This is a genomic window from Plantibacter sp. MCCC 1A11337, from assembly GCF_013349365.1.
GTDB classification, from domain to species: domain Bacteria; phylum Actinomycetota; class Actinomycetes; order Actinomycetales; family Microbacteriaceae; genus Plantibacter; species Plantibacter flavus_A.
The window spans coordinates 857,353-878,326 of record NZ_JABJWX010000001.1 but is presented as its reverse complement, the minus strand read 5'-3'; the positions used below and the strand labels follow the sequence as shown (position 1 = coordinate 878,326).

The following is a 20,974-nucleotide window of genomic DNA, read 5'->3' as shown; positions in this document are numbered from 1 at the left end:
GGTGCGCTGTCGGCGCTGTCGGCGATGCTCCTGGCGTTCCTGCTCGTGGGGACGCAGGCGCTCCCGGCGTCGGCGGACACGGTGCGCGACATGCAGTACTGGCTCGGCGACTACGGCTTCACGACGGCCTGGGAGACGACGAAGGGCGCCGGTGTCACCGTCGCCGTGATCGACACCGGCATCGCGAGCGGTCCCGCGGAGATGACCGGCGCGGTCGCGGGAGGCGTCGACGTCTCCGGGCTCGGGAGTCCCGACGGCCGGACTCCGGTCGGGTCCGAGGGGAGCGAGCACGGGACGCTGGTCGCCTCGATGATCGCCGGTCGTGGTCGCACGGGCGGTGCCGGGGTCATCGGCGTGGCGCCCGAGGCGCGCTTGCTCTCCGTCTCGGTCGGGTTCGGCTCCGACGGGTCGGCCGTCGTCCCCTGGGACGACCAGATCGCGACCGCTGTCCGTTGGGCGGTGGACAATGGCGCGGACGTCATCAACATGTCCCTGACGCGCAACAGTCTCGACTGGCCGACGAGCTGGGACGACGCCTTCCTCTACGCCTTCTCGCACGACGTGGTCGTGGTTGCTGCAGCGGGCAACCGGGGGAGTGGGACGGTCGAGGTCGGTGCTCCGGCGACGATCCCGGGCGTGCTGACCGTCGCCGGTGTGGATCGCACGGGGTCGGCGAGCTTCGACGCCTCGAGCCAGGGCATCACGATCGCCGTCGCTGCGCCGAGTGAGCAACTCGTCGGGGTGACGCCCGCCGGGTCCTACGTGCAGTGGCAGGGGACGAGCGGGGCGGCGCCGATCGTCTCCGGACTCGTGGCCCTCGTCCGCTCCGCCTGGCCGGAGCTCAGCGCCGCCGACGCCATCAAGCGCGTGACGGCGACGGCGAAGCAGGTGGGCGACTCCGCGCAGAGCCCCATCTACGGTGCAGGTCTCATCGACGCCGCGAAGGCGGTCAGCGGTTCCGTCGGTCCGGCGACGACCTCGCCGGAGCAGCAGCTGTCCGACTGGATCACGCTCTACCGACGGGCACCGCAGGTCCCCGATCCCGATCCGAGTGCCGAGCAGCCGTCGCCGACACCGGAGCCGGTACCCCCGGCGATCCCAGAGAACGAAGCCGTCGAGGTGCGCGCCAACCCCTTCCTCCCGACGCCGAGCACCCTGCTCTACGGCTCGCTGCCACTGGCGCTCCTCCTCGGAACTGGTAGCCTGGTCACGCTCGGTGTCATAGGCGCTACCAGGCATTTCAAGCGGGTGCTGCAGAAGTAGTACTCTGTTCCGATATTCTCAGACACTCATCTGAACCAATCGTCTTGACGTAGGAGATCGTTCGCCGTGCCCAAAATTCTGATCGTCGGTGGTGGTTACGCCGGGTTCTACACCGCATGGAAGCTCGAGAAGCAGCTTCGTCGTGGTGAGGCCGAAGTCACCATGGTCGACCCGCTGCCCTACATGACCTACCAGCCCTTCCTGCCGGAGGTCGCCGCCGGTTCCATCGAGCCGCGTCACGCGGTCGTCTCGCCGCGTCGTCACCTGAAGCACACCAACGTGATCACCGCCAAGGTCACGGGCATCAACCACGCCGAGAAGAAGGCGACCATCACGCCTGAGGTCGGTGAGCCCTGGGAGGTCGACTACGACATCATCGTCGTCACCGCCGGAGCCGTCTCCCGCACCTTCCCGATCCCCGGTGTCGCCGACACCGCGATCGGGCTCAAGACCATCGAAGAGGCCGTCGCGATCCGCGACCGCGTGCTCTCCAACTTCGACAAGGCCGCGAACCTGCCGGCGGGTCCCGAGCGCGACCGCCTGTTGACGTTCACGGTCGTCGGTGGCGGCTTCGCCGGTATCGAGGTCTTCGCCGAGCTGCGTTCGTTCGCGAGCTCGCTGCTGAAGTTCTACCCGCAGCTGTCCTTCGAGGACACGCACTTCCACCTCATCGAGGCCATGGGTCGCATCATGCCCGAGGTCAAGATCGAGACGAGCCACTGGGTCCTCAAGAACCTGGCCGAGCGCGGCGCACTCGTGCACCTCGACACGCAGCTGCAGTCGGCTGTCGACGGCAAGATCGAGCTCTCGACCGGTGAATCGTTCGAGTCCGACCTCATCGTCTGGACCGCCGGTGTCATGGCGAACCCCGGCGTCGTCCGCGGTGGCGACCTCCCCGTCGAGGAGCGCGGTCGCATCAAGACCCGCGCCGACCTCCGTGTCGGCACCGACGACGACATCGTCGAGGGTGCTTGGGCGGCCGGCGACGTCTCCGCCGTCCCCGACCTCAGCGGTGGTGGCGTCGGCGGCTTCTGCGTGCCGAACGCTCAGCACGCCGTCCGTCAGGGCAAGCTCCTCGCGAAGAACATCACCGCGGTCCTCCGTGGCGAGGAGCCGAAGAACTACTTCCACAAGAACATGGGTGCGGTCGCCGGTCTCGGCATCGGCGTCGGTGTCTTCCAGTCCGGCAACCTCGCGATCAAGGGCCTCCCGGCCTGGTTCGCTCACCGTGGGTACCACGGGCTGGCCATGCCGAGCTTCGAGCGCAAGTTCCGCGTGTTCGGTGGCTGGTGGAACAACTTCTGGCTCGGACGCGACATCGTCTCCCTGTCGGCCGTGCAGAACCCGCGCGAGGCCTTCGAGACCTTCGCATCGCGGCCGAAGCCCCCGGCAGACGCTGCGGCCCCCGCAGCAGCTCCGGCGGCTCCCGCAGCGGCTGAGAAGCCCGCTCGCAAGGCTCCCGTGAAGCGCAAGCCGAAGGCCGCCGCCCCGGCCGAGGCCGCGGCGCCCGCCGCCGAGGCACCTGCGGCCGAGGCTCCCGCTGCTGCTGGCGCGCCGACGGGTGCCGACGACGAGCAGGCCTACGCGACGCCTGCTGAGGAAGTCAGCGCGAACAAGTAGTCCGGTCCGGAGCCCAGCGCTCCGTTCCTCGAGAGGCGCATGTCATCCGGTCCGCCGGGGCATGCGCCTCTCGGCGTTCGGCGCCTCGATACGATGAGGTGCACGCCCCCGTAGCCCAACTGGCAGAGGCAGGCGACTTAAAATCGCCGCAGTGTGGGTTCGAACCCCACCGGGGGTACCACTCTGCCTCCTCGACCCAGACCGCCCCACCGTGTCGGCCCGTTTCCTGATGGGATGCACGGGTCGTCGGTTGTGCGAGCGGGTCACCGCCGAGTTCGACCGGACGGCGCGGCCATCGCGGACACCGGGAGGTGCCCCGCGGCGAGGACTGCCGCCGCGACGGCGATCCACGGGTTGCTCAGCCACGCTGCAGCACAGAAGAACACCACGACCGGGAAGACTGCCATCGGAATCGGCACCCACCACCAGCGCTGGTACAGCAGCGTCCCGTCGCGACCGCCGAGCAGATACCGACCCCACAGCGCGTAATACCCCGCCAACGCGACGAGCGCCGGGATCGTCCACCCCCAGATGAGAAATCCCGGAGCGGTGATGGGCGGGACCGCCAGGCATGACGCTTGACCTGCACGTTCGAGCCAGATCAGCGGATGCGGCGCTCGCGTGGTGGGGATGGGGACGGTCGGTGAGAACCGCAACAGCAGAAGGTTCGGCGCCAGGACCGCGAGCCCGACGACCAGACCCCACAAGGAAAACCCCATGCTCGGAGGATAGCTCCGACCGCGTTCGCCCCTCGTCGAGCGCTTCGCCGACTCCGAGGGCACATGGCGACGACCGAGCGGCGTTCAGAGCAACGACGACAGCCGCGCCTTCCGTCGGTTCTCCCGGATGATCCACGCGACATCGGGGTGCCGCTCGTCGAGCTCGCGGAACGCGGGAAGGCCCGTTCCGGGTCGGGCAGCCACCGCGACGCTCCAGCAGTACCCGAGTGCCTGTCGGAGCGTTCCGGCTTCGTGCTGTCGGTTTCGTTCTGGCGGCAACGCGGCCAGGAACGCTGTCGTCATCTGGCACACCTCGATGGCCACCGCTGCGACAGCCGGGTCGTGGAGCAGTCGTGGCTCACAGATCCCTGCGACGGCAGCGCGTTGCACGAGCGGCGACGCGTCTGCAGCCCATCTGCGAGCGACGTCCGTGAGCGCTGCTGCGTTCCTGTCTCCGAGATGTTGCAGACCGATGGCCACTCCTTCGCGGACCCGCCAACGGGCGTCTGTGGACAGCTCGCGGGCGACGCCCTCGGGCCCGGACCGGTCGGCACGGCTCCCGAGGATTGCGGCAGCGCACATCGCCTGGTATTCACCGCCGTCAGCGAGGAGGATGCGGGCATCGGCCTCATCCGCCTGGGCGAGCAGCGCCTCCAGGAGACTGAGGTTCGCGCGCGGACCGGGTAGCCCGGAGTGCTCGCCGAGGAGCTGGGGCCACGCACTGCGAGGGACGTTTCGCAACGTCGCGTCCCACTTCGCCGCACCCTTCATGACGTGAGCATATGGTGCCTCGAGTCTCCGTCGCACCGCCGTTCCCATGGAAGGATGGATGCATGGCTACCCGCACGATCACGACGCTCGTCGACGACCTCGACGGTTCCGACATCCCCCGCGGGCTGGGGGAGACGGTCCGGTTCGGCATCGACGGCGAGAACTACGAGATCGACCTGACCGACGACAACGCGGCGGCACTGCGCGAGACGCTGGCGTCGTACGTCGAGGCCGCACGACCCGTCATCGCGTCGGCGTCGCTCCGCCGCCTGCACTGAGCGGACGCTCGCACGGCGCGCTGTACCCGTCTGCACGTTCGCCTCGATCCTGCAAGGGTCCCTGCCGGGCGAGGGAGCGCGACTAGCGTGCTCAACATGAGTACTCCGAGCGACCACGACCACGCACTGAACGACGACGAGCAGACGAGCAAGGACCGCGCGTACAGCCCCTCCAGCGAGGCGGAGACGGCGGCCAAGCAGGACGACGGGCAGCCCGTCGTCCGCGATCCCGACATCGCCTCCGGCATGATCGATGTCGCCCCCGGCACCGGTGGTCCTGACGACAACGGCGACGTCGACGTCGACCCGGGCGAGCTCCACATCCCTCGCGATCCCGACAGCGCGCACTGAGAGAACGATGCCTCGAGTGTTGACCCCTGAATGGGGTTCGCAAAACGGACGACGCGAACGCGACACGGCGGTGTTGCGTCACGCAAGGTGCCTCCTGTCCGCTACCTTCGAGGTGGGGGCGTCACCCGTGAGCCGGTCCCGGAAGCCGCAAGCTTCCTGGTCGACCGGTTGCTAGACGCCTCAAGTGAGGGCGAGGTATTCGGGTTACCTCGCCCTCACGCTTGCCCGCCGCATCTCCCGGCCCGACCGCACGTCCTCGACGGTAGGCTGAAACGATGCAGGAGATCACCCCCACCGAACTGAGCAAGCTCGAGCAGGCCGTCATCATCGATGTCCGCGAAGCCGATGAGGTCGCCGTCGCCAGCGTGCCCGGTGCCCGGCACCTGCCGATGTCGTCCTTCCTCGACCACCTCGACGAGGTACCCCGCGAAGAGACCGTGTACGTCATGTGCCACTCCGGTGGCCGCAGCGCCCGCGTCACGGGCTACCTCGAACAGCAGGGCTACGACGCCGTGAACGTCACCGGAGGCATCTCCGAGTGGGCTGCGAGCGGCCTGCCGGTCGAGCGTCCCGCCGACGCCGGCTGAGGCCTGACGGGCCGACCGACCGTCGAACGTCGGGCCGTCGGTCAGCGTGCGTCGATCAGCGGTCGAAGGTGACGGTTCCAGGCCCAGGTCCCGGCTCCGACCGCTGCGAACGCGAGTGAACCGAGCAGGAGTCCGACGAGCGTGTCACCCGCACCCGGAACCGTCGCCGTCGGGCCCAGGAGCCCGAACAGCAGCGTGAAGCCCACGAACGCGCTGCCGAGCCACGCCGGCTTCGACCAGGCGAGGATGGCGCGTCCACCGAGCGGCCCGAGGGGGAGGAGCGCGATCGACGCGGATCCGATCCCCGCGATCGCGGTCAGGTTCACCGCCTCGACCAGCATCGCGCCGACACCACCGTTCGGCTCGCCGGCCAAGGTCGAACCGAGCCAGGCGATCGAACCGAGCCCGGCGGCCGCAGCGATCCGGGCCAGCGCGAGGCGGCCCGCGATGCGTGGCGTGATGGCCTCGGAATCGGTCTCCACCGAGGCTGTCGAGCCGGCGTCATGCGTTTCGGGTCTCCGGGTCGGCCGGAGTTCGGTCAGCAATGCGAAGAGGAGAGCCGGCTGGAGGGCCAGCAGGCGTGAGAGCGCGGTGACGATGCCGACCGTCACCAGTCCGCCGACACGGACGCTGACGCGCATCGAGCCCAGCCCGGCTCGGCGGGCGACGACGAGCTGCGCGAGGAGGCCCACGACGTTGATCGCGACCACGGCGACGAGCGAGGCGAACCACAGCCGCAGATACGCCGGCTGACTGCTCACGGGGTGCGCGAACATGAGGATGCCTGCCGCGAGCACGGCGGTGACGACGGCCAGCGCCGTGCGACTCGGGAGCGGGACCGACGGGACCCGCTCGAACTCGTCCCTCGGTCGATTGCGCCCGGTCACCGCTGCACGACGACGGTCGGCGATCGTGGCGCGCCAGGGGGCGATGGAGGTCGCGAGGAGTCGGGCCGGGATCGCGATGAGCGCCACCGCCGCGAGGGCGAGGAGGGCGGCGAGCCACCACACCGGCTGGCCACGGCCGTCGATCGTGGAGGCGAGGGTCTGCGTGAACGGCGTCGTCCCCGACCAGAGGCCACCACCGCCGCTGGGCGGGGCGGCGCCGGGCAACGGCTCGCCGCTCGGAGACGGGGTCGGCTGCTGCGTGCCCGGAGCGGGTGTACCAGGCGCGGGCGCGGGCGCGGGCTCGGTGCCGTCGGACGGCGAGGGGGAGGCGGACGGTGCCGGCGCGGCCGATGCATCGCCGAACGTCAGGGTGATCGCCCTGCTCGCCCCACTCGTGTTGCCGGCGGCATCCTGCTGGATCGCGAGGACGACGTGCGCGCCCGCCGGCACGCCACCACCCGAGCAGCTCCAGGCGCCACCGGTGACGACCGCCGTGCAGACCGACGTCGAGTCGGCGAAGACCGTGACGGTCGCGCCCTCCTCGCCGGTGCCGGCGTAGCTGGCCGCCGAGATCGGCATCGCCTGTCCGGCCGTCGGTGAGGACATCACGGGCGGGGCCGGAGCGTCGCGGTCGACGGTGAGCACGACCGGGGCGGACGCGTCGGAGCGCTCACTGCCGCTGAACGACGCCTGCTGCGTCGCCGTCACGGAGAGGTCGCCGGACGGCAGCGGCTCGCCCAGCACGCAGAACCAACTTCCGGAGCTGTCCGCCGCGAAACTGCAGGTGGCACCGGAGTCGGCACGGACCGTGACCGTCGCCCCGGGGTAGGCGGTGCCGCGGACGCCGCCGTTGCTCGGCGTCCCCGCGGTGATGGTGGGCGGGCCGAGCGCGGAAACGGAGATCTGCGCGGAGAGCGTCTCCGGACCGCCGACCTCGACGGCGGTGATGAGCAGTCCGCCGCCGTCGGGCAGGTCGATCGTGCAGGACCAGTCGGTGCCGTCGTCCTGCGGCAGGATGCAGACCGGCTCGAGACCGTCGCCGACCTGCAACTGGACACCCGTGCCGGCGTCCTTCGTCCCGGTGACCGTGGTGCTGCCGCTGCCGATGAAGGAACCGGAATCGGGACTCGTGATGGTCGGCCCGTCGAGGGGCGGTGGAGTCGGCGTCGCCGCGCTCTCACTCGGGGTGGGGAGCGGCTCGGGCGTCGCGGATGCAGGACCCGCGACGGTCGTCGTCCAGAGTCCGGCCGAGAGGAAGACGGCGAGAAGGATCGCGACGCGTCCGATCGAGCGATTCGATCGGACTCCTGTTCCTGCGCGCGCGTGTTCCCCGGTCACCGTCTCCATTCCCCCAAGATCACCGCGGGAAGTCAACCTCCCGCGCCAGATCGGGTCACATTCCAGGCCGATCCGCACGGAAAAATCGTCGCGACAGGTGCGCTCGGGCCGGCGGTCCGCCATACTGGCGCGACTGGGTCATCCGTCCCAGTCGAGTCGACCGCGATGGAGCGGCACGACCCGCAGGCGCCCCGGGAAGGGTTGCGATGCCGAGGATCTCCGTTGTCGACCGACGAGCCGAGCTGATCAGGGCCGCCCTCCGCGTCGTCGCAGCCGAGGGCGTCGCGGCCGCCACGACCCGGGCCATCGTGGCCGAGGCCGGGATGTCGCTCGCCAGCTTCCACTACGCCTTCACCTCCCGCGACGAGCTCCTCGCCGAACTGGTCGCACACGTCGTCGAGCATGAACGCGTCGTCCTCGATGTCGGCGAGCTGCTGACGGACACTGAGGCCGGTCAGGAGCATCCGCCCACCCTCGAGGCCGTCGTCCGTGCCGGCCTCGAACGCTACGTCGACCTCCTCCGCGCCGATCCGGCTCGGGAGGCGGCGATGCAGGAGCTCAGCGCCTACGCGATGCGGACGCCGGGCCTCGAGCACCTCGCGCTCGAACAGTACCGGCGGTACGAGGAGCTCGCGTGTGAGGCGCTCGCGCTCGCCGCAACGGTCAGCGGCAGCACCTGGACCCAGCCGGTCGACGAGATCGCGCGGACCGTCATCGCCTTCACCGACGGGCTGACACTCGGCTGGCTGGTGCGACGCGACGATGCCGAGGCCCGGCGACTCGTCGGGACGGTGGCGCACCTCGTCGCAACCCTCGCCGAACCGGGGCCGAGATGAGCGGCCTCGGTGCCGCAGCAGTCGACCACTCGGCAGACCGACGGGTCACCGGGCGCTGGGTCGCCGCCTTCGCAGTCGCCTGGCTGGGCGTGTGGATGGCCCAGCTGGCCCCGCTGCAGCTCCTCCTGCCCGCGCAGATCGACGCGACGCTCGCTCCCGAGCACTGGGTGGACAGCGTCGTCGCCTTCGGGGTCGTCGCCGGGGTGGCCGGACTCTGCTCGATCATCGTGTATCCGCTGACGGGCGCCCTGTCCGACCGCACCCGGTCGCGGTTCGGGAGACGCCGCCCGTGGATCGCAGGTGGTGCGCTCGTCTTCGCCCTGGGGCTCGTCCTCCTCGGCCTCCAGACCGGCATCGTCGGCATCGGCGTCTGCTGGTGCCTCGCCATCATCGGCTTCTGCATCCTGGGAGCGGCGCTCACCGCGACCATCTCCGATCAGGTGCCCGTCGGACAGCGCGGCTTCGTCTCGGGTTGGATCTCCGCTCCGCAGGCCGTCGGGGTCATCCTCGGCATCGCCCTCCTGCTCCTGCTCGGCACCCGGATGGCCGTCGGGTACCTGGCACTCGCCGTCCTCCTCATCGTGCTCGTCGTACCGTTCCTCCGGCTGCCCGATCCACTCCCGACGGGTGATCGACCCGTGACGCTCACCGTGCACGCGCTCCTGGAGAGCCTCTGGATCTCACCGCGACGGCACCCCGACTTCGCCTGGACCATGCTCAGCCGCGTTCTCGTGAACCTCGGCAACGCCTTCAGCACCTCGCTGCTCTTCTACTTCCTGCTCTTCGGGCTGGGGGACGCCGACGCCGAGACCGACCTGCTGCTGGTCACGATCGTCTACACGGTGTTCGTCGTCGGGTCCTCGATCCTGCTCGGCCGTCTGTCCGACCGCATCGGACGACGACGCGTCTTCGTCGTCGCGGCCTCCGCCTCACAGGCGCTCGCCGCACTCCTGCTCGCGATCTGGCCCTCACTGCCGATGGGGTTCGTCTCGGCGGCACTGATCGGGCTCGGCTACGGCTGTTTCATGTCGGTCGACCAGGCGCTGGCGACGCAGGTCCTGCCGGACCCGGCGTCGCACGGCAAAGACCTCGGCATCATGAACATCGCCCAGGCGGTGCCGCAGGCGGTCGCCCCGCTCATCGGCGCGTGCCTCGTCGCCTGGCTCGGCGGATTCGCCGGCCTCTACCTCGTCTCCGCGGCCTGCGCCGTCGCAGGGGCGGTCGCTGTCACCCGAGTACGAGGAGTGCGCTGATGACCATCGAACTGACCGCCGGCGGCCGGGTGTCCGAGCCGATGCCCTGGCTCGACCCGAGACGGTACTGGGGCGGTATCGAGCGGGCCGTCTCGGACGTCGACTCGCCCGTCGCCGTCCTGCATCTCGGAGCCCTCCGCCACAACACGCACGACATGCTCCGACGTGCCGCGGGGAAACCGATCCGCATCGCCAGCAAGTCCATCCGCGTGCGAGCGGTGATCGACGCGCTCCTCAGACAACCCGGGTACGCCGGTGTGCTGGCCTACTCCCTGTCCGAGGCGCTCTGGTTGTCCGAGACGGTGGACGACATCGTGGTCGGTTACCCGACAGCGGAGCGCGGTGCCATCGCACGGCTGGCAGCCGACGAACGTGCGGCCTCGCGGGTCACCCTCATGATCGACTCCCTCGACCACCTCGACCTCGTCGACGCGGTGGCACCACCGGAGCGACGCGCGCGGATCCGCGTGTGCATCGAGCTCGACGCCTCCTTCCGTGCACCCGCCCTCGGCCACGTCGGTGTCCGCCGCTCGCCCCTGCGCACGCCGGACGAGGTCCGGGCTCTCGCCGAGGCGGTCGTCGCCCGACCCGGCTTCAGCCTGGTCGGGATCATGGCCTATGAGGCGCAGATCGCCGGGCAGGGGGACGACCTCGCGGGGCGACCGGCGTGGTCGGCTGCGCTCCGCGCGATCCAGCGACGCTCGTGGGTCGAACTCCGGGAACGTCGTGCCGCCGTGGTCGAGGAGGTCCGAGCGGTCGCGGATCTGGAGTTCGTCAACGGCGGCGGGACGGGATCCCTGGAGCTGACCGCGTCCGACGACTCGGTGACCGAGATCGCGGCCGGGAGTGGCGTTTTCGGCGGACACCTCTTCGACCACTACCGGGCGTTCACGCCGGCACCGGCTGCGGCGTTCGGTCTGTCGGTCGTCCGGAAGCCGTCGCCGGAACTGGCGACGATCCTCGGCGGCGGATGGGTCGCCTCCGGTCCGCCGGGGCTCGACCGCCTCCCGCTCATCGCGTGGCCGGAGGGCCTCGAGATGCTCCCGCGCGAGATGGCCGGCGAAGTGCAGACGCCGGTCGCCGGGGCTGAGGCGGCGTCGCTCAGGCTCGGCGACCGCGTCTGGTTGCGGCACACGAAGTCCGGGGAGCTCAGTGAACGGGTGGACGCCTTCCACGTGGTCGGCGACGACGGGGTGGAAGCCGTCCTACCGACGTACCGCGGCGAAGGGCAGGGGTTCATCTGATGGGCAGGGCGACGGCGTGGACGAACTGGGCGCGCACCGAGCGGGCGTGGCCCGTGCGGGTCGAGCGGCCCGACTCGGTCGGCGCGGTGCAGCGCCTCGTGCGTGCTGCGGCGGGAGCGGGCCTCCCGATCAAGGCGGTCGGAGCTGGACACAGCTTCACCGGGATCGCCGTGGCGCCCGGTGTGCTGCTCGAGCTCGACGCCCTGAGTGGACTGATCAGGGTCGATCGGGAACGCAGCCGGGTGACCCTCCGCGCCGGCACGCGCCTCCACGACATCCCGCGTCTCCTCGAACCGTTCGGTCTCGCCATGCCGAACCTCGGCGACATCGACCGGCAGTCCGTCGCCGGCGCGATCTCCACCGGCACGCACGGGACCGGGATGGCGTTCGGCGGCATCGCGACGCAGGTCGTCGGGGTGACGATGGTGACGGCGGACGGCGAGCTGCTGACGTCGGACGCCGAGCAGGAACCAGGGCTCCTCCCGGCGCTGGCGCTCGGGCTCGGGGCGCTCGGGATCCTCGTCGAGGTGACGCTGCAGTGCGTCCCGGCGTTCGTGCTGCACGCGGTGGAACGGCCGGAGTCGCTCGACGAGCTGCTGCCCGTGCTGCTCGACCGGGCCGCCGCCGTCGACCACTTCGAGTTCTACTGGTTCCCGCACACCGCGACCGCCCTGACCAAGACGAACCACCGGTTGCCGGGTGATGCGCCCACGCAGCCACTCCGCCCGGTCGCGAAGTGGATCGACGACACGCTCCTCGCCAACGGGGTCTACCGGGTCCTCTGCAACACGGGTGTCGTCGCGCCGGCCATCGTCCCGCGCGTGAACCGGCTCGCGGACCGCCTCGTCGGCGACCGAGAGTTCACCGATCGGGCGCCGCGGGTGTTCACCACGAGCCGCACGGTGCGGTTCGTGGAGATGGAGTACGCGGTGCCGCTCGAGCACCTCCCGACCGCGTTCGCCCGGATCCGCACGCTCATCGAGGAGCGGGGGTGGCGGATCTCCTTCCCCATCGAGGTCCGGGTCGCAGCGGCGGACGAGCTGTGGCTCTCCACCGCATCAGGACGCGCGACCGGATACGTCGCCGTGCATCGCTTCTTCCGCGAGGACCCGGGGGAGTACTTCCGCGCCGTCGAGGCGATCATGATCGAGCTGGGCGGTCGGCCCCACTGGGGCAAACTGCACGGCCGTGACGCATCGTCCCTGCGTGGCACCTATCCTCGCTTCGACGAGTTCACCCGCCTCCGCGATCACCTCGACCCCGGCCGCCTGTTCGGGAACCGGTACCTCGCCCGCGTCCTCGGCGAGTGACAGCCGGCCGGGAGTCCGGTGCGTCCGCGCTGCACGCCTGCTGCGTGCTTCCTCCGAACTCCCCAAGGGCACCGGCGGGTCGCAGGTAGAATGGGCGGACCCGCTCTCCATCGACTCACAAGGAGCCCATCCTCATGGAATGGCTGATCCCAGTCCTCATCGTCGTCGCCCTGGTCGTCATCGTCGGCATCTACTTCTGGGTGACGTACAACTCGCTCGTGACGCTGAACGTGCGAGTCGAGGAGGCGTGGAGCGACATCACCGTCCAGCTGAAACGGCGCGCCGACCTGATCCCGAACCTCATCGAGGCGGTCAAGGGGTACGCGGCGCACGAGAAGGCGGTGTTCGAGAACGTGACGAAGGCTCGTGCCGAAACGCTCACCGCCCAGGGACCGGCGGCCGTGAGTGAGGCCGAGACCCACATGCAGCAGGCGCTGAAGAGCATCTTCGCCGTCGCGGAGGCCTACCCGCAGCTCCAGGCGAGCCAGAACTTCCTCCAGCTCCAGTCCGAGATCGTCGACACCGAGGACAAGATCCAAGCCTCGCGCCGCTTCTACAACGGCGGTGTCCGGGAGCTGAACACCAAGGTCAAGGTGTTCCCGAACAACCTGTTCGCCAAGGGCCTCGGGTTCTCGGAGCACGACTTCTTCGAGGTCACCGACAACGCGGCGATCGCCGAACCGCCGCGCGTCCAGTTCTGACGTGCGGTAGCGCAGTCCCATGTACCGCGCCATCGCCAGGAACAAGCTCAACACGGTCCTGATCTTCGTCGTCTTCCTGGTCATCATCGGCGGCCTCGGTTGGCTCGCGGGGTATCTCTACCAGAATCTGACGATCACGATCGTGGTCCTCGTCGTGGCCGTCGTGTACGCGGTGATCCAGTACTTCTTCGCGGGGCGGCAGGCCATCGCGATGACCGGAGCGCAGCGCATCGAGCTGGCCGACAACCCGAGGCTGTACCGCATCGTCGAGAACCTCGCGATCACGACCGGGACACCGATGCCCGAGGTGTACCTCATCGCCGACCCGGCACCCAACGCGTTCGCGACGGGTCGCGACCCCCAGCACGCGATGGTGGCCGCGACGACCGGCCTCCTCGAGATCCTCAACGACGCCGAGCTGGAGGGGGTCATGGCCCACGAGCTCGGTCACGTCCGCAACTACGACATCCGCGTGTCTATGGTCGTCTTCGGCCTCGTCGTCGCGATCGGGTTCCTTTCCGACATGCTCCTCCGGATGACGATCTGGGGAGGCGGCAACCGGAACAACAACAACGGCGGCAACCCCGTGATGCTCATCATCGGCATCGTGGCGATGCTCGTGGCGCCGCTGCTCGCGACGCTCGTCCAGCTGTCCATCTCGCGGCAGCGTGAGTACCTCGCCGACGCGACGGGGGCCCTCACGACCCGTCATCCGGAAGCGCTCGCGAGCGCGCTGGGGAAGCTCGCCGCGTACGGCCGACCGATGGCGAAGCAGAACTCGTCCATGGCGCACCTCTGGATCTCCGACCCGTTGAAGCCCGGCACGGTCGCCCGCCTGTTCAGCACCCACCCGCCGCTCGTCGAGCGGATCAAGCGCCTGAGCACCATCGGCGACGGTTTCTAGGCGAGGACATCCCGGCCCCGGACACACGAATGGGGCGGCACCCGGAGGTGCCGCCCCATTCGGCGTTCAGGCGAGAACCGTTACTCGGTCTGCTCGTCGGAGTCGAACGTCACCGTGACCTTGTCGTCGGCGTCGATCGTGATCTTGCCGGGGAAGTTCAGGTACGTGTCCCACACCTGCTGACCAGCCACGGCGCTGCCGTACCAGGAGGCGTCGAACGAGCCGTCGATGCGGCCGTCCGAGGTGTAGAAGTACGAACCGCTCTCATCGACCTCGACGGTCGGGGGAGAGGTGAGCGTCCAGGTCACCGGGCCGACACTCGTGAACTGCTTCTGCTGCCAGTCCGGCATGACGCCGCAGCTGGTGTCGAGCGTGGTGACGTCGAGGCACTTCTCGATCATCGCGACGACCTGCTTCGTGACCTCGGTCGTGAGCGCCTCGGTGGCGGTCACGTCGATGTCGATGAAGGCTGAGCCCTCACCGGCCGTGTACGACGTGAGGGTGACGGTCTGCGCGTCGCCCTGCAGGAACTTGCTCTCCGGCGGAGCGATCGTGTAGACCGCCGGGTAGGCGAAGAGGCTCTCGTCGGACGCGCCGTCGAAGTTGACGCCGTTGACGCTGAACGCCGTGCCACCGAGACCGGTGTAGACGTTGATGCTGCCGACGAGGGAGCTGGCGAGCTTCCACTGGTCGAAGAACAGGAACTGCTTGCCTTCGCTCTCGAGCGTGACCGAGTCCTCGTACTTCTTGCCGGCGAGTTCGTACGTGACCTGCACGCGTGCCTCGCCGTTGCGGTTGTAGACCCGGCCGACCTCGGGGTTCTTGATGCGCTCGTCGGCGCCCTTGAGGACCTCGTTGGTGAGCAGTGCGGTCGGCTTGACGGGTTCGGGGGCTGCCGCTTCGGCGTCGGGATCGGCCGACGCGGAGGGGTCCGGCGTGGCTTCGGGCTCTGCAGACTCGTCGTCGGTGCTGCCGACGATCGACGGGTCCGGCGCGACGAGGCTCGTCGCGAGCTTCGCGTCTCCGGCGGCGATGGCCTTGAGGTATTCCTCGACCTTCGCCTGCGGGCCGAACGCCGTGGTGTTCAGCACACCGATGGTGATGGCGGCTGCAGCGATGAGCACGAGTGCGCCACCGGCGATCGACGACCACAGGATGATCCGCTTCTTCTGCTTCGGGTCCATCGGTTGCTTCGGAGCGCCGGTCGCGTACGGGTTCTGCGCCGTCGCGTACTGGCCGTTGGGCTGCTGGCCCTGCTGGTACGGGTTCTGCGCGCCGGTCTGCTGTCCGGTCTGCTGACCGTAGGGAGCCGGGGGTGCCTGGTTCGGAGTCTGCTGCTGTCCGGACTGGTACGGGTTCTGCTGACCCTGCTGGTACGGGTTCGGGGTCTGCTGCTGTCCGGACTGGTACGGGTTCGGGGTCTGCTGCTGGCCCGACTGGTACGGGTTCGGCGTCTGCGGCTGTCCTGACTGGTACGGGTTGGGCTGCTCCTGACCCTGCTGGTACGAGGGCTGCTGGTCGCCCTGGGGCGGCTGGTGCTGCTGCTCGCCCGGGTTCGGCGGGCCTGGTTGCTGTGGTGTGGTGTCGTCGTTGCTCATGGGCGGGTTCCCCTCGTTTCGGACCATGAAGGTGCCCCCCAATCCTATAGTTGTTGTGTATCTCCTGAGAGTGATTGTGCAGGCTGAGCATGGGGAGTAGTGCCCATGTCCGGCGTGAGTGGGAGGAGCCGGGTGCCAAGGGCATGCGCCAACGGTGCCGCCAGCGTCCCGCGGTCGACGACGACCACCGCGTCGAGTCCCTGCCAGTGGGCCGTCTGCTCGAGGAGCTCCGCCAGGCGTCCCGCGATCGCGTCGTCGGCGACGGGACGCAGCCCCCTGACGACGGCATCCTGGTGCCCACGCTCGAACCAGGCGGACTGGACCCGCAGGACCCCGGCCTGGCGGTCGCTCTTCAGGTCGACGCGCGCGACGATCTCGCCGTCGATGAGGACCGGGAGTACGTAGTAGCCGTAGACCCGCTTGGGCTCCGGCGTGTAGATCTCGATCCGGTAGTGGAGCCCGAACATGCGGAGGGCGCGCTCGCGGAACCAGACGACCGGGTCGAACGGGCTGAGCAGCGCGGCCCCCTCGATCCGCCGTGGCCGTCGGGCGTCCCGGTGCAACCATGCCTCCTGCGCCCCGCCGCGTCGCTCCCAGCCGGCCACGGTCACGGGTTCGAGCACACCGGCGTCCACCAGCTCGTCGACCGCCCGGCGGACCGCGGTCTGCGGCTTGATCCGGAAGTAGTCCGCGAGGTCGGCGACGGTCGCGACGCCGTGCGCTGCGGCGGCCTGCTCGACGAGCGCACGGATCGCATCGGCCCGGTCGACGTCGAGGTCGAGGAGGTGCTGCGGGAGCGCCTGCTCGGCCAGTGCGTACCGGCGTTCGAACCGGTCGCGACCGGCAGTGACCACTTCGCCGTAGAGGAACAGGACCTCCAAGGCCCGCTTCACATCGGACCATCCCCACCAGGGTCCGCGTCGGACGTTCGCGTCGTGTTCGATCTCGCTCGCCTTCAGTGGCCCCTCGACGCGGAGGAGTGCTCGCACCCAGTCCAACATCTCCGTGTTCTGGCTCGCCCAGGTGGTCTCGTCGCCGGCATGCTTCGCGCGGTGCGCGTCCATCCGCCACCGGAACAGCGGCCACGAGTCGCGGGGGATGAAGGCCGCCTCATGCGCCCAGTATTCGAGGTAGGGCGCGTCGGCTCCGAGCGTCAAGCGATCGAGCAGTGTCTTGTCGTACCCGCCGAGCCTCGCGAACAGCGGCAGGTAGTGACTGCGCTCGAACACGTTGACGGAGTCGATCTGCAGGAGCCCCAGCCGGTCGATCGCCGAGCGCAGGGTGCGGGTACCCGCCGGGGTCGTGCGCTGCGGGGCGCCGAGTCCCTGCGCACCGAGCGCGATCCGTCGGGCGAGGGCGGGGGAGAGGGAAGCGGACACGGCCCGACGCTAGCACCGGCGTCGGACACCCGCCGTGCACTGCGGAGGCGCCGCCGCCCACCGGCGTCCGCATGCGCTCACCGGCATGTGCCAGCCCTACACTTGAGCAATGGCGGACGACACTCCGAAGACCTGGTGGGGACGCTTCCTCCCCGAAGCGGCCTCGCCCGTGCGCGAACCGGACCTGAGCGGATCGAGCAGCGTCCCGCGCGGCATGCGCGTGGCCGCAGCGTGGTCCTGGCGGATCCTGCTGGTGGCCGCGGTCGTCGCGCTGCTCGTCTTCCTCGTCGTGCAGCTCCGCCTCATCGTCATCCCGCTCCTCATCGCCGTCCTCGTCTCCGCGCTGCTGAAGCCTCTCGTCGACGTCCTGGTGCGTCACCGCTGGCCGAAGGGCCTCGCCATCGCACTCGCGATGGTCGGCACGCTCTCCGTGGTGAGCGGACTGATCTTCCTCGCCATCTCGCAGATCACCTCGCAGTTCGCCTCCGTGCAGGCCCGCACCATGACCGCCTACGGCGATTTCAAGGCCTTCCTGCTCGCCAGCCCGTTGCACGTGACCGAGACGCAGCTCAACGACTTCATCGCCCAGGCATTCGACTCGCTCCAGCAGGACAGCCAGGTCCTGCTCTCAGGCGCCCTGTCGATCGGTTCGACGCTCGGCCATGTCGCGACGGGCGTCTTCCTGACGCTCTTCTGTCTGCTGTTCATGCTCATCGACGGTCGGACGATCTGGCGTTGGACGGTGCGCGTCTTCCCGCAGCGGGCACGCCCCGCCGTCGACAGCGCCGGTCGCGCAGGATGGCGGACGCTCGGCAACTACGTCCGCACACAGATCCTCGTGGCCTCGATCGATGCGGTCGGTATCGGACTCGGCGCGTTCTTCCTCGGCGTCCCGCTCGCGATCCCGGTCGCCGTGCTCGTGTTCCTCGGCTCGTTCGTGCCGATCGTCGGTGCCGTCGTGACCGGAGCCGTGGCCGTCTTCCTCGCGCTCGTCTACAACGGTCCGGTCATCGCGCTGCTCATGCTCGGTGTCGTGCTCCTCGTCCAGCAGCTCGAGGGGCATGTCCTGCAGCCGCTCATCATGGGTACGGCCGTCAAGGTGCACCCACTCGCCGTCGTCCTCGCCGTCGCGGGCGGCACACTCGTCGCCGGCATCCCCGGCGCCCTGTTCGCGGTGCCCGTGGTGGCCGTGATCAACGTGATGGTCCACACCATCGCCAGCGGCACGTGGCGGACCGGCGGCAGTGCGCCGCCGGAACCGGGTACCGACGGCGCCATCTGGCAGACCGTCCCGAGCCCCAGGCGAATCCGTCCGGGCTCCCGCTCGTCCCACGAGCCGCAGGATCGCCCAGGCGATCATGAGCCCCAGCACCCCAGCGAAGACCTCCGAGAGACCTCGTCCCCAGAAAGTCCAGGACCCCGCACACCATGACCGATACAACGACCACCACACCCGTGTTCCCCGGCCCGTCGCTCGCCGCGTTCGAGCGAGCCAGGGACACCCTCGTCGGCACCGTCCAGCGCACGCCGATGGAGAGCTCCCGCTACCTCGCCGACGTCCTCGGCGTGCCCGTGCATCTCAAGTGCGAGAACCTCCAGCGGACCGGCTCCTACAAGATCCGCGGCGCGTACAACCGCATGTCGAGCCTCACCCCCGAGGAGCGGGCGCGCGGCGTCGTCGCCGCCTCGGCGGGCAACCACGCGCAGGGCGTCGCCTTCGCCGCCCGCGAGCTCGGCATCACCGCGACCATCTTCATGCCGGTCGGCGTCCCGCTCCCGAAGCTCGCCGCCACGCGCGACTACGGTGCGCACGTCATCCTGCGCGGCCACACGGTGGCGGAACCGCTGATCGCCGCCGCCGAGTTCGCCGCGGAGACCGGTGCCATCCTCATCCCGCCGTTCGACCACCCGGACGTCATCACCGGGCAGGGCACGCTCGGGCTCGAGATCCTCGAGGAGGTCCCCGACGTCGAGACGGTCATCGTGCCGATCGGCGGCGGCGGGCTCATCTCGGGTGTCGCGGGGGTCATGAAGCAGCGCGCGGCCCTCGAAGGACGCACCATCCGGGTGATCGGCGTCCAGGCGGCGAACGCGGCCGCGTACCCGGTGTCGCTGGAAGCCGGAACCCCGACGACCATCGCCGTGCAGCCCACCATCGCCGACGGCATCGCCGTGGCCCGTCCCGGCGAGCTCAACTTCGAGATGATCAGCGCGCTCGTCGACGAGGTCGTCACCGTCAGCGAGGACGACCTCGCCCGGGCCATCGTGGTCCTCCTCGAGCGCGCCAAGCTCGTCGTCGAACCTGCCGGAGCCGCCGGCGTCGCGGCGATCCTGGCCGGGAAGATCGAGCCGACCGGCACGACGGTCACCATCCTCTCCGGCGGCAACATCGACCCCCTCCTGTTGCAGCGGGTCGTCAGTCACGGACTCGCAGCCTCTGACCGCTACCTGACCCTGCGCATCCCACTGCCCGACCGGCCGGGCCAGCTCGCACGGACGGCGGAGCTCGTCGCGCAGGCCAATGCGAACGTCATCGAGGTGCTGCACACCCGACACGGACACGGCCTGCAGATCAGCGACGTCGAACTCGAGCTCAGCATCGAGACGCGCGGGCCCGACCACCGCGACCTCGTCGTGCAGACGCTCCGCGAGGCGGGGTACGACCCGCAGATCGTCGACGACTGATCCGACTGCCGGAACGCAGCAGGGCCCCGCCGTGTCGGCGGGGCCCTGCTGCGTCTGGTCGGTCGCGAACGACGCGACCTGCCGGATCAGGAACCGGTGTAGGTCTCCACCGCGCTGATCGACACCGTGATCTCCTTGCCGTTCGGCGCCTCGTAGGTGGTCTTGTCGCCGATCTTCAGACCGAGGATGGCGGCACCGAGCGGGCTGCCTTCGCTGTAGACGTCGAGGTCGGTGTTGCCCGCGATCTCGCGGCTGCCGAGCAGGAACCGCTCCTCGCCGCCCGCGACGACCGCCGTGATGACGGTGCCGGACTCCACGACACCGGTGGACTGCGGTGCCTCGCTCACCTTGGCGTCGCGCAACATCTGCGTGAGCGTCCGGATGCGGGCCTCCTGCTTGCCCTGCTCGTCCTTCGCGGCGTGGTAGCCGCCGTTCTCCTTGAGGTCGCCCTCTTCGCGAGCCGCTTCGATGCGCTTGGCGATCTCTTCGCGGCCCGTCGTGCTGAGGTGTTCGAGTTCCGCCTGCAGTCGGTCGAAGGCCTGCTGGGTGAGGAACGTCTCCTGGATCTGCTCGGACACGATGGAACTCCTTTGCATGGTGGGTCCGCACATGACGGCCGAAACGCCCGTCATATGCCAGACGCCCCGGCGGAATGCCGGGGCGTATGAAGTACTGTCTTCGAGTATCGCACGATCGGCGCGGGAGTGTGGCTCGCGCGCCGACGCCCTCGCTGGTCAGGAGCGGTGCTCGACCACCCAGCAGGTGTCGACGACGCCGGTGTTGCTGAGCTCCGTGGTGCGGACGCTCTCCGTGAAGGTGCGGGTGCGCTGCTCAGACGGCGGCAGCTCGACGACCTTCCATCCGACGACCGCGAACTGCTCGTTGAGTGCCTGGACCGAGCAGGCCATGGGGGTGTCCTGCGGACCGGTGACCTCGAAGGACACGCTGACCATCGTGTCGTCGACAATCTCGTGCGCCGTGTTGCGCGACTCGATGCTCGGCCGACTGCCGTCGAGACCGGCCCACACGACCCACGCGATGAAGACGACGGCGAACGCTGCGGCGGCCAGCCAGATCAGGCGGCGGTCACGGGCACGGTTGCCAGGGGTGCGTCCGTAACGCGCCGCGATGGCGTCCTGAGGGCCGGCATCCTGCAGGGGAGAGGTCACGTCACGGGCTCCGGTTCGAACGGTTAAGCTGGACCAGGAGTGCGAGACGCCTCGAGGTCGACACCTCAAGCGTATTGCCTC

General features: G+C 69.6%; 20 protein-coding genes and 1 tRNA gene. 14 read left to right on the top strand and 7 right to left on the bottom strand.

What is annotated here, in order from left to right; genetic code table 11:
- Positions 1 to 24 precede the first annotated feature (24 nt).
- The 3 genes from HOW07_RS04060 to HOW07_RS04050 all read left to right on the top strand — a co-directional run bounded on the left by HOW07_RS04060 (position 25) and on the right by HOW07_RS04050 (position 3,064).
- Entirely contained in the window at positions 25 to 1,263 is a 1,239-nt protein-coding gene (locus tag HOW07_RS04060; protein ID WP_175116154.1) for a S8 family serine peptidase, read from the top strand.
- Between the two features lie 66 nt (positions 1,264 to 1,329).
- Positions 1,330 to 2,883, top strand: a complete 1,554-nt coding sequence (locus HOW07_RS04055; RefSeq protein ID WP_175116153.1) for an NAD(P)/FAD-dependent oxidoreductase — start codon at positions 1,330 to 1,332, stop codon at positions 2,881 to 2,883.
- Between the two features lie 104 nt (positions 2,884 to 2,987).
- A tRNA-Leu gene (locus HOW07_RS04050) sits at positions 2,988 to 3,064 on the top strand.
- Positions 3,065 to 3,146: 82 nt separating this feature from the next.
- On the opposite strand, the gene HOW07_RS04045 is transcribed toward HOW07_RS04050, so the two are convergent.
- Complete coding sequence (locus HOW07_RS04045) at positions 3,147 to 3,602, bottom strand: hypothetical protein (protein ID WP_175116152.1); 456 nt, start codon at positions 3,600 to 3,602, stop codon at positions 3,147 to 3,149.
- A gap of 84 nt (positions 3,603 to 3,686) precedes the next feature.
- Positions 3,687 to 4,373 carry a HEAT repeat domain-containing protein gene (locus tag HOW07_RS04040; RefSeq protein WP_175116151.1) on the bottom strand — a complete coding sequence of 229 codons (687 nt, stop codon included), beginning with the start codon at positions 4,371 to 4,373 and terminating at the stop codon, positions 3,687 to 3,689.
- A 62-nt stretch (positions 4,374 to 4,435) separates the two neighbouring features.
- Here HOW07_RS04040 and HOW07_RS04035 point away from each other — a divergent pair, with 62 nt between their 5' ends.
- From HOW07_RS04035 to HOW07_RS04025, 3 genes are all read left to right on the top strand, one after another.
- Entirely contained in the window at positions 4,436 to 4,651 is a 216-nt protein-coding gene (locus tag HOW07_RS04035) for an Lsr2 family protein (RefSeq protein WP_064296464.1), read from the top strand.
- 96 nt (positions 4,652 to 4,747) lie between these two features.
- Positions 4,748 to 5,002, top strand: a complete 255-nt coding sequence (locus HOW07_RS04030) for a hypothetical protein (protein WP_064296578.1) — start codon at positions 4,748 to 4,750, stop codon at positions 5,000 to 5,002.
- 275 nt (positions 5,003 to 5,277) lie between these two features.
- Positions 5,278 to 5,589: a rhodanese-like domain-containing protein gene (locus tag HOW07_RS04025; RefSeq protein WP_064296463.1), complete on the top strand. Its 312-nt coding sequence runs from the start codon at positions 5,278 to 5,280 to the stop codon at positions 5,587 to 5,589.
- 41 nt (positions 5,590 to 5,630) lie between these two features.
- Here the strand turns inward: HOW07_RS04025 and HOW07_RS04020 are convergent, their stop codons facing one another.
- Entirely contained in the window at positions 5,631 to 7,823 is a 2,193-nt protein-coding gene (locus HOW07_RS04020) for a hypothetical protein (protein ID WP_175116150.1), read from the bottom strand.
- A gap of 197 nt (positions 7,824 to 8,020) precedes the next feature.
- On the opposite strand from HOW07_RS04020, the gene HOW07_RS04015 reads away from it, so the two are divergent.
- The 6 genes from HOW07_RS04015 to HOW07_RS03990 all read left to right on the top strand — a co-directional run bounded on the left by HOW07_RS04015 (position 8,021) and on the right by HOW07_RS03990 (position 14,062).
- Entirely contained in the window at positions 8,021 to 8,650 is a 630-nt protein-coding gene (locus HOW07_RS04015) for a TetR/AcrR family transcriptional regulator (RefSeq protein ID WP_121289926.1), read from the top strand.
- Entirely contained in the window at positions 8,647 to 9,903 is a 1,257-nt protein-coding gene (locus tag HOW07_RS04010) for an MFS transporter (protein ID WP_175116149.1), read from the top strand. The genes HOW07_RS04015 and HOW07_RS04010 overlap by 4 nt, the downstream gene beginning before the upstream one ends.
- Entirely contained in the window at positions 9,903 to 11,147 is a 1,245-nt protein-coding gene (locus HOW07_RS04005) for an alanine racemase (RefSeq protein ID WP_175116148.1), read from the top strand. Before HOW07_RS04010 ends, HOW07_RS04005 begins: the two co-directional genes overlap by 1 nt.
- On the top strand, positions 11,147 to 12,457 hold the full coding sequence (locus tag HOW07_RS04000; RefSeq protein ID WP_175116147.1) for a D-arabinono-1,4-lactone oxidase: 1,311 nt from the start codon (positions 11,147 to 11,149) through the stop codon (positions 12,455 to 12,457). Before HOW07_RS04005 ends, HOW07_RS04000 begins: the two co-directional genes overlap by 1 nt.
- Before the next feature lie 134 nt (positions 12,458 to 12,591).
- On the top strand, positions 12,592 to 13,158 hold the full coding sequence (locus tag HOW07_RS03995) for a LemA family protein (RefSeq protein ID WP_064296457.1): 567 nt from the start codon (positions 12,592 to 12,594) through the stop codon (positions 13,156 to 13,158).
- A 19-nt stretch (positions 13,159 to 13,177) separates the two neighbouring features.
- The gene (locus tag HOW07_RS03990; protein WP_121289934.1) at positions 13,178 to 14,062 is read left to right on the top strand and encodes a M48 family metalloprotease; all 885 of its coding nucleotides are present in this window, start codon (positions 13,178 to 13,180) and stop codon (positions 14,060 to 14,062) included.
- Positions 14,063 to 14,142: 80 nt separating this feature from the next.
- Here HOW07_RS03990 and HOW07_RS03985 read toward each other — a convergent pair whose 3' ends face one another.
- Complete coding sequence (locus tag HOW07_RS03985) at positions 14,143 to 15,660, bottom strand: hypothetical protein (protein ID WP_121289936.1); 1,518 nt, start codon at positions 15,658 to 15,660, stop codon at positions 14,143 to 14,145.
- A gap of 44 nt (positions 15,661 to 15,704) precedes the next feature.
- Positions 15,705 to 17,039, bottom strand: a complete 1,335-nt coding sequence (locus HOW07_RS03980; protein ID WP_175116146.1) for a DNA glycosylase AlkZ-like family protein — start codon at positions 17,037 to 17,039, stop codon at positions 15,705 to 15,707.
- A 109-nt stretch (positions 17,040 to 17,148) separates the two neighbouring features.
- Here HOW07_RS03980 and HOW07_RS03975 point away from each other — a divergent pair, with 109 nt between their 5' ends.
- Both HOW07_RS03975 and ilvA read left to right on the top strand, forming a co-directional pair.
- Positions 17,149 to 18,471: an AI-2E family transporter gene (locus tag HOW07_RS03975; RefSeq protein ID WP_175116145.1), complete on the top strand. Its 1,323-nt coding sequence runs from the start codon at positions 17,149 to 17,151 to the stop codon at positions 18,469 to 18,471.
- The gene (ilvA, locus tag HOW07_RS03970; protein WP_064296452.1) at positions 18,468 to 19,724 is read left to right on the top strand and encodes a threonine ammonia-lyase; all 1,257 of its coding nucleotides are present in this window, start codon (positions 18,468 to 18,470) and stop codon (positions 19,722 to 19,724) included. Before HOW07_RS03975 ends, ilvA begins: the two co-directional genes overlap by 4 nt.
- A gap of 86 nt (positions 19,725 to 19,810) precedes the next feature.
- Here ilvA and greA read toward each other — a convergent pair whose 3' ends face one another.
- Both greA and HOW07_RS03960 read right to left on the bottom strand, forming a co-directional pair.
- A complete protein-coding gene (gene greA / locus HOW07_RS03965; RefSeq protein ID WP_240555708.1) occupies positions 19,811 to 20,302 on the bottom strand; it encodes a transcription elongation factor GreA in 492 nt (163 codons plus the stop codon).
- A 156-nt stretch (positions 20,303 to 20,458) separates the two neighbouring features.
- Positions 20,459 to 20,893 carry a DUF4307 domain-containing protein gene (locus HOW07_RS03960; RefSeq protein WP_158596544.1) on the bottom strand — a complete coding sequence of 145 codons (435 nt, stop codon included), beginning with the start codon at positions 20,891 to 20,893 and terminating at the stop codon, positions 20,459 to 20,461.
- Positions 20,894 to 20,974 lie beyond the last annotated feature (81 nt).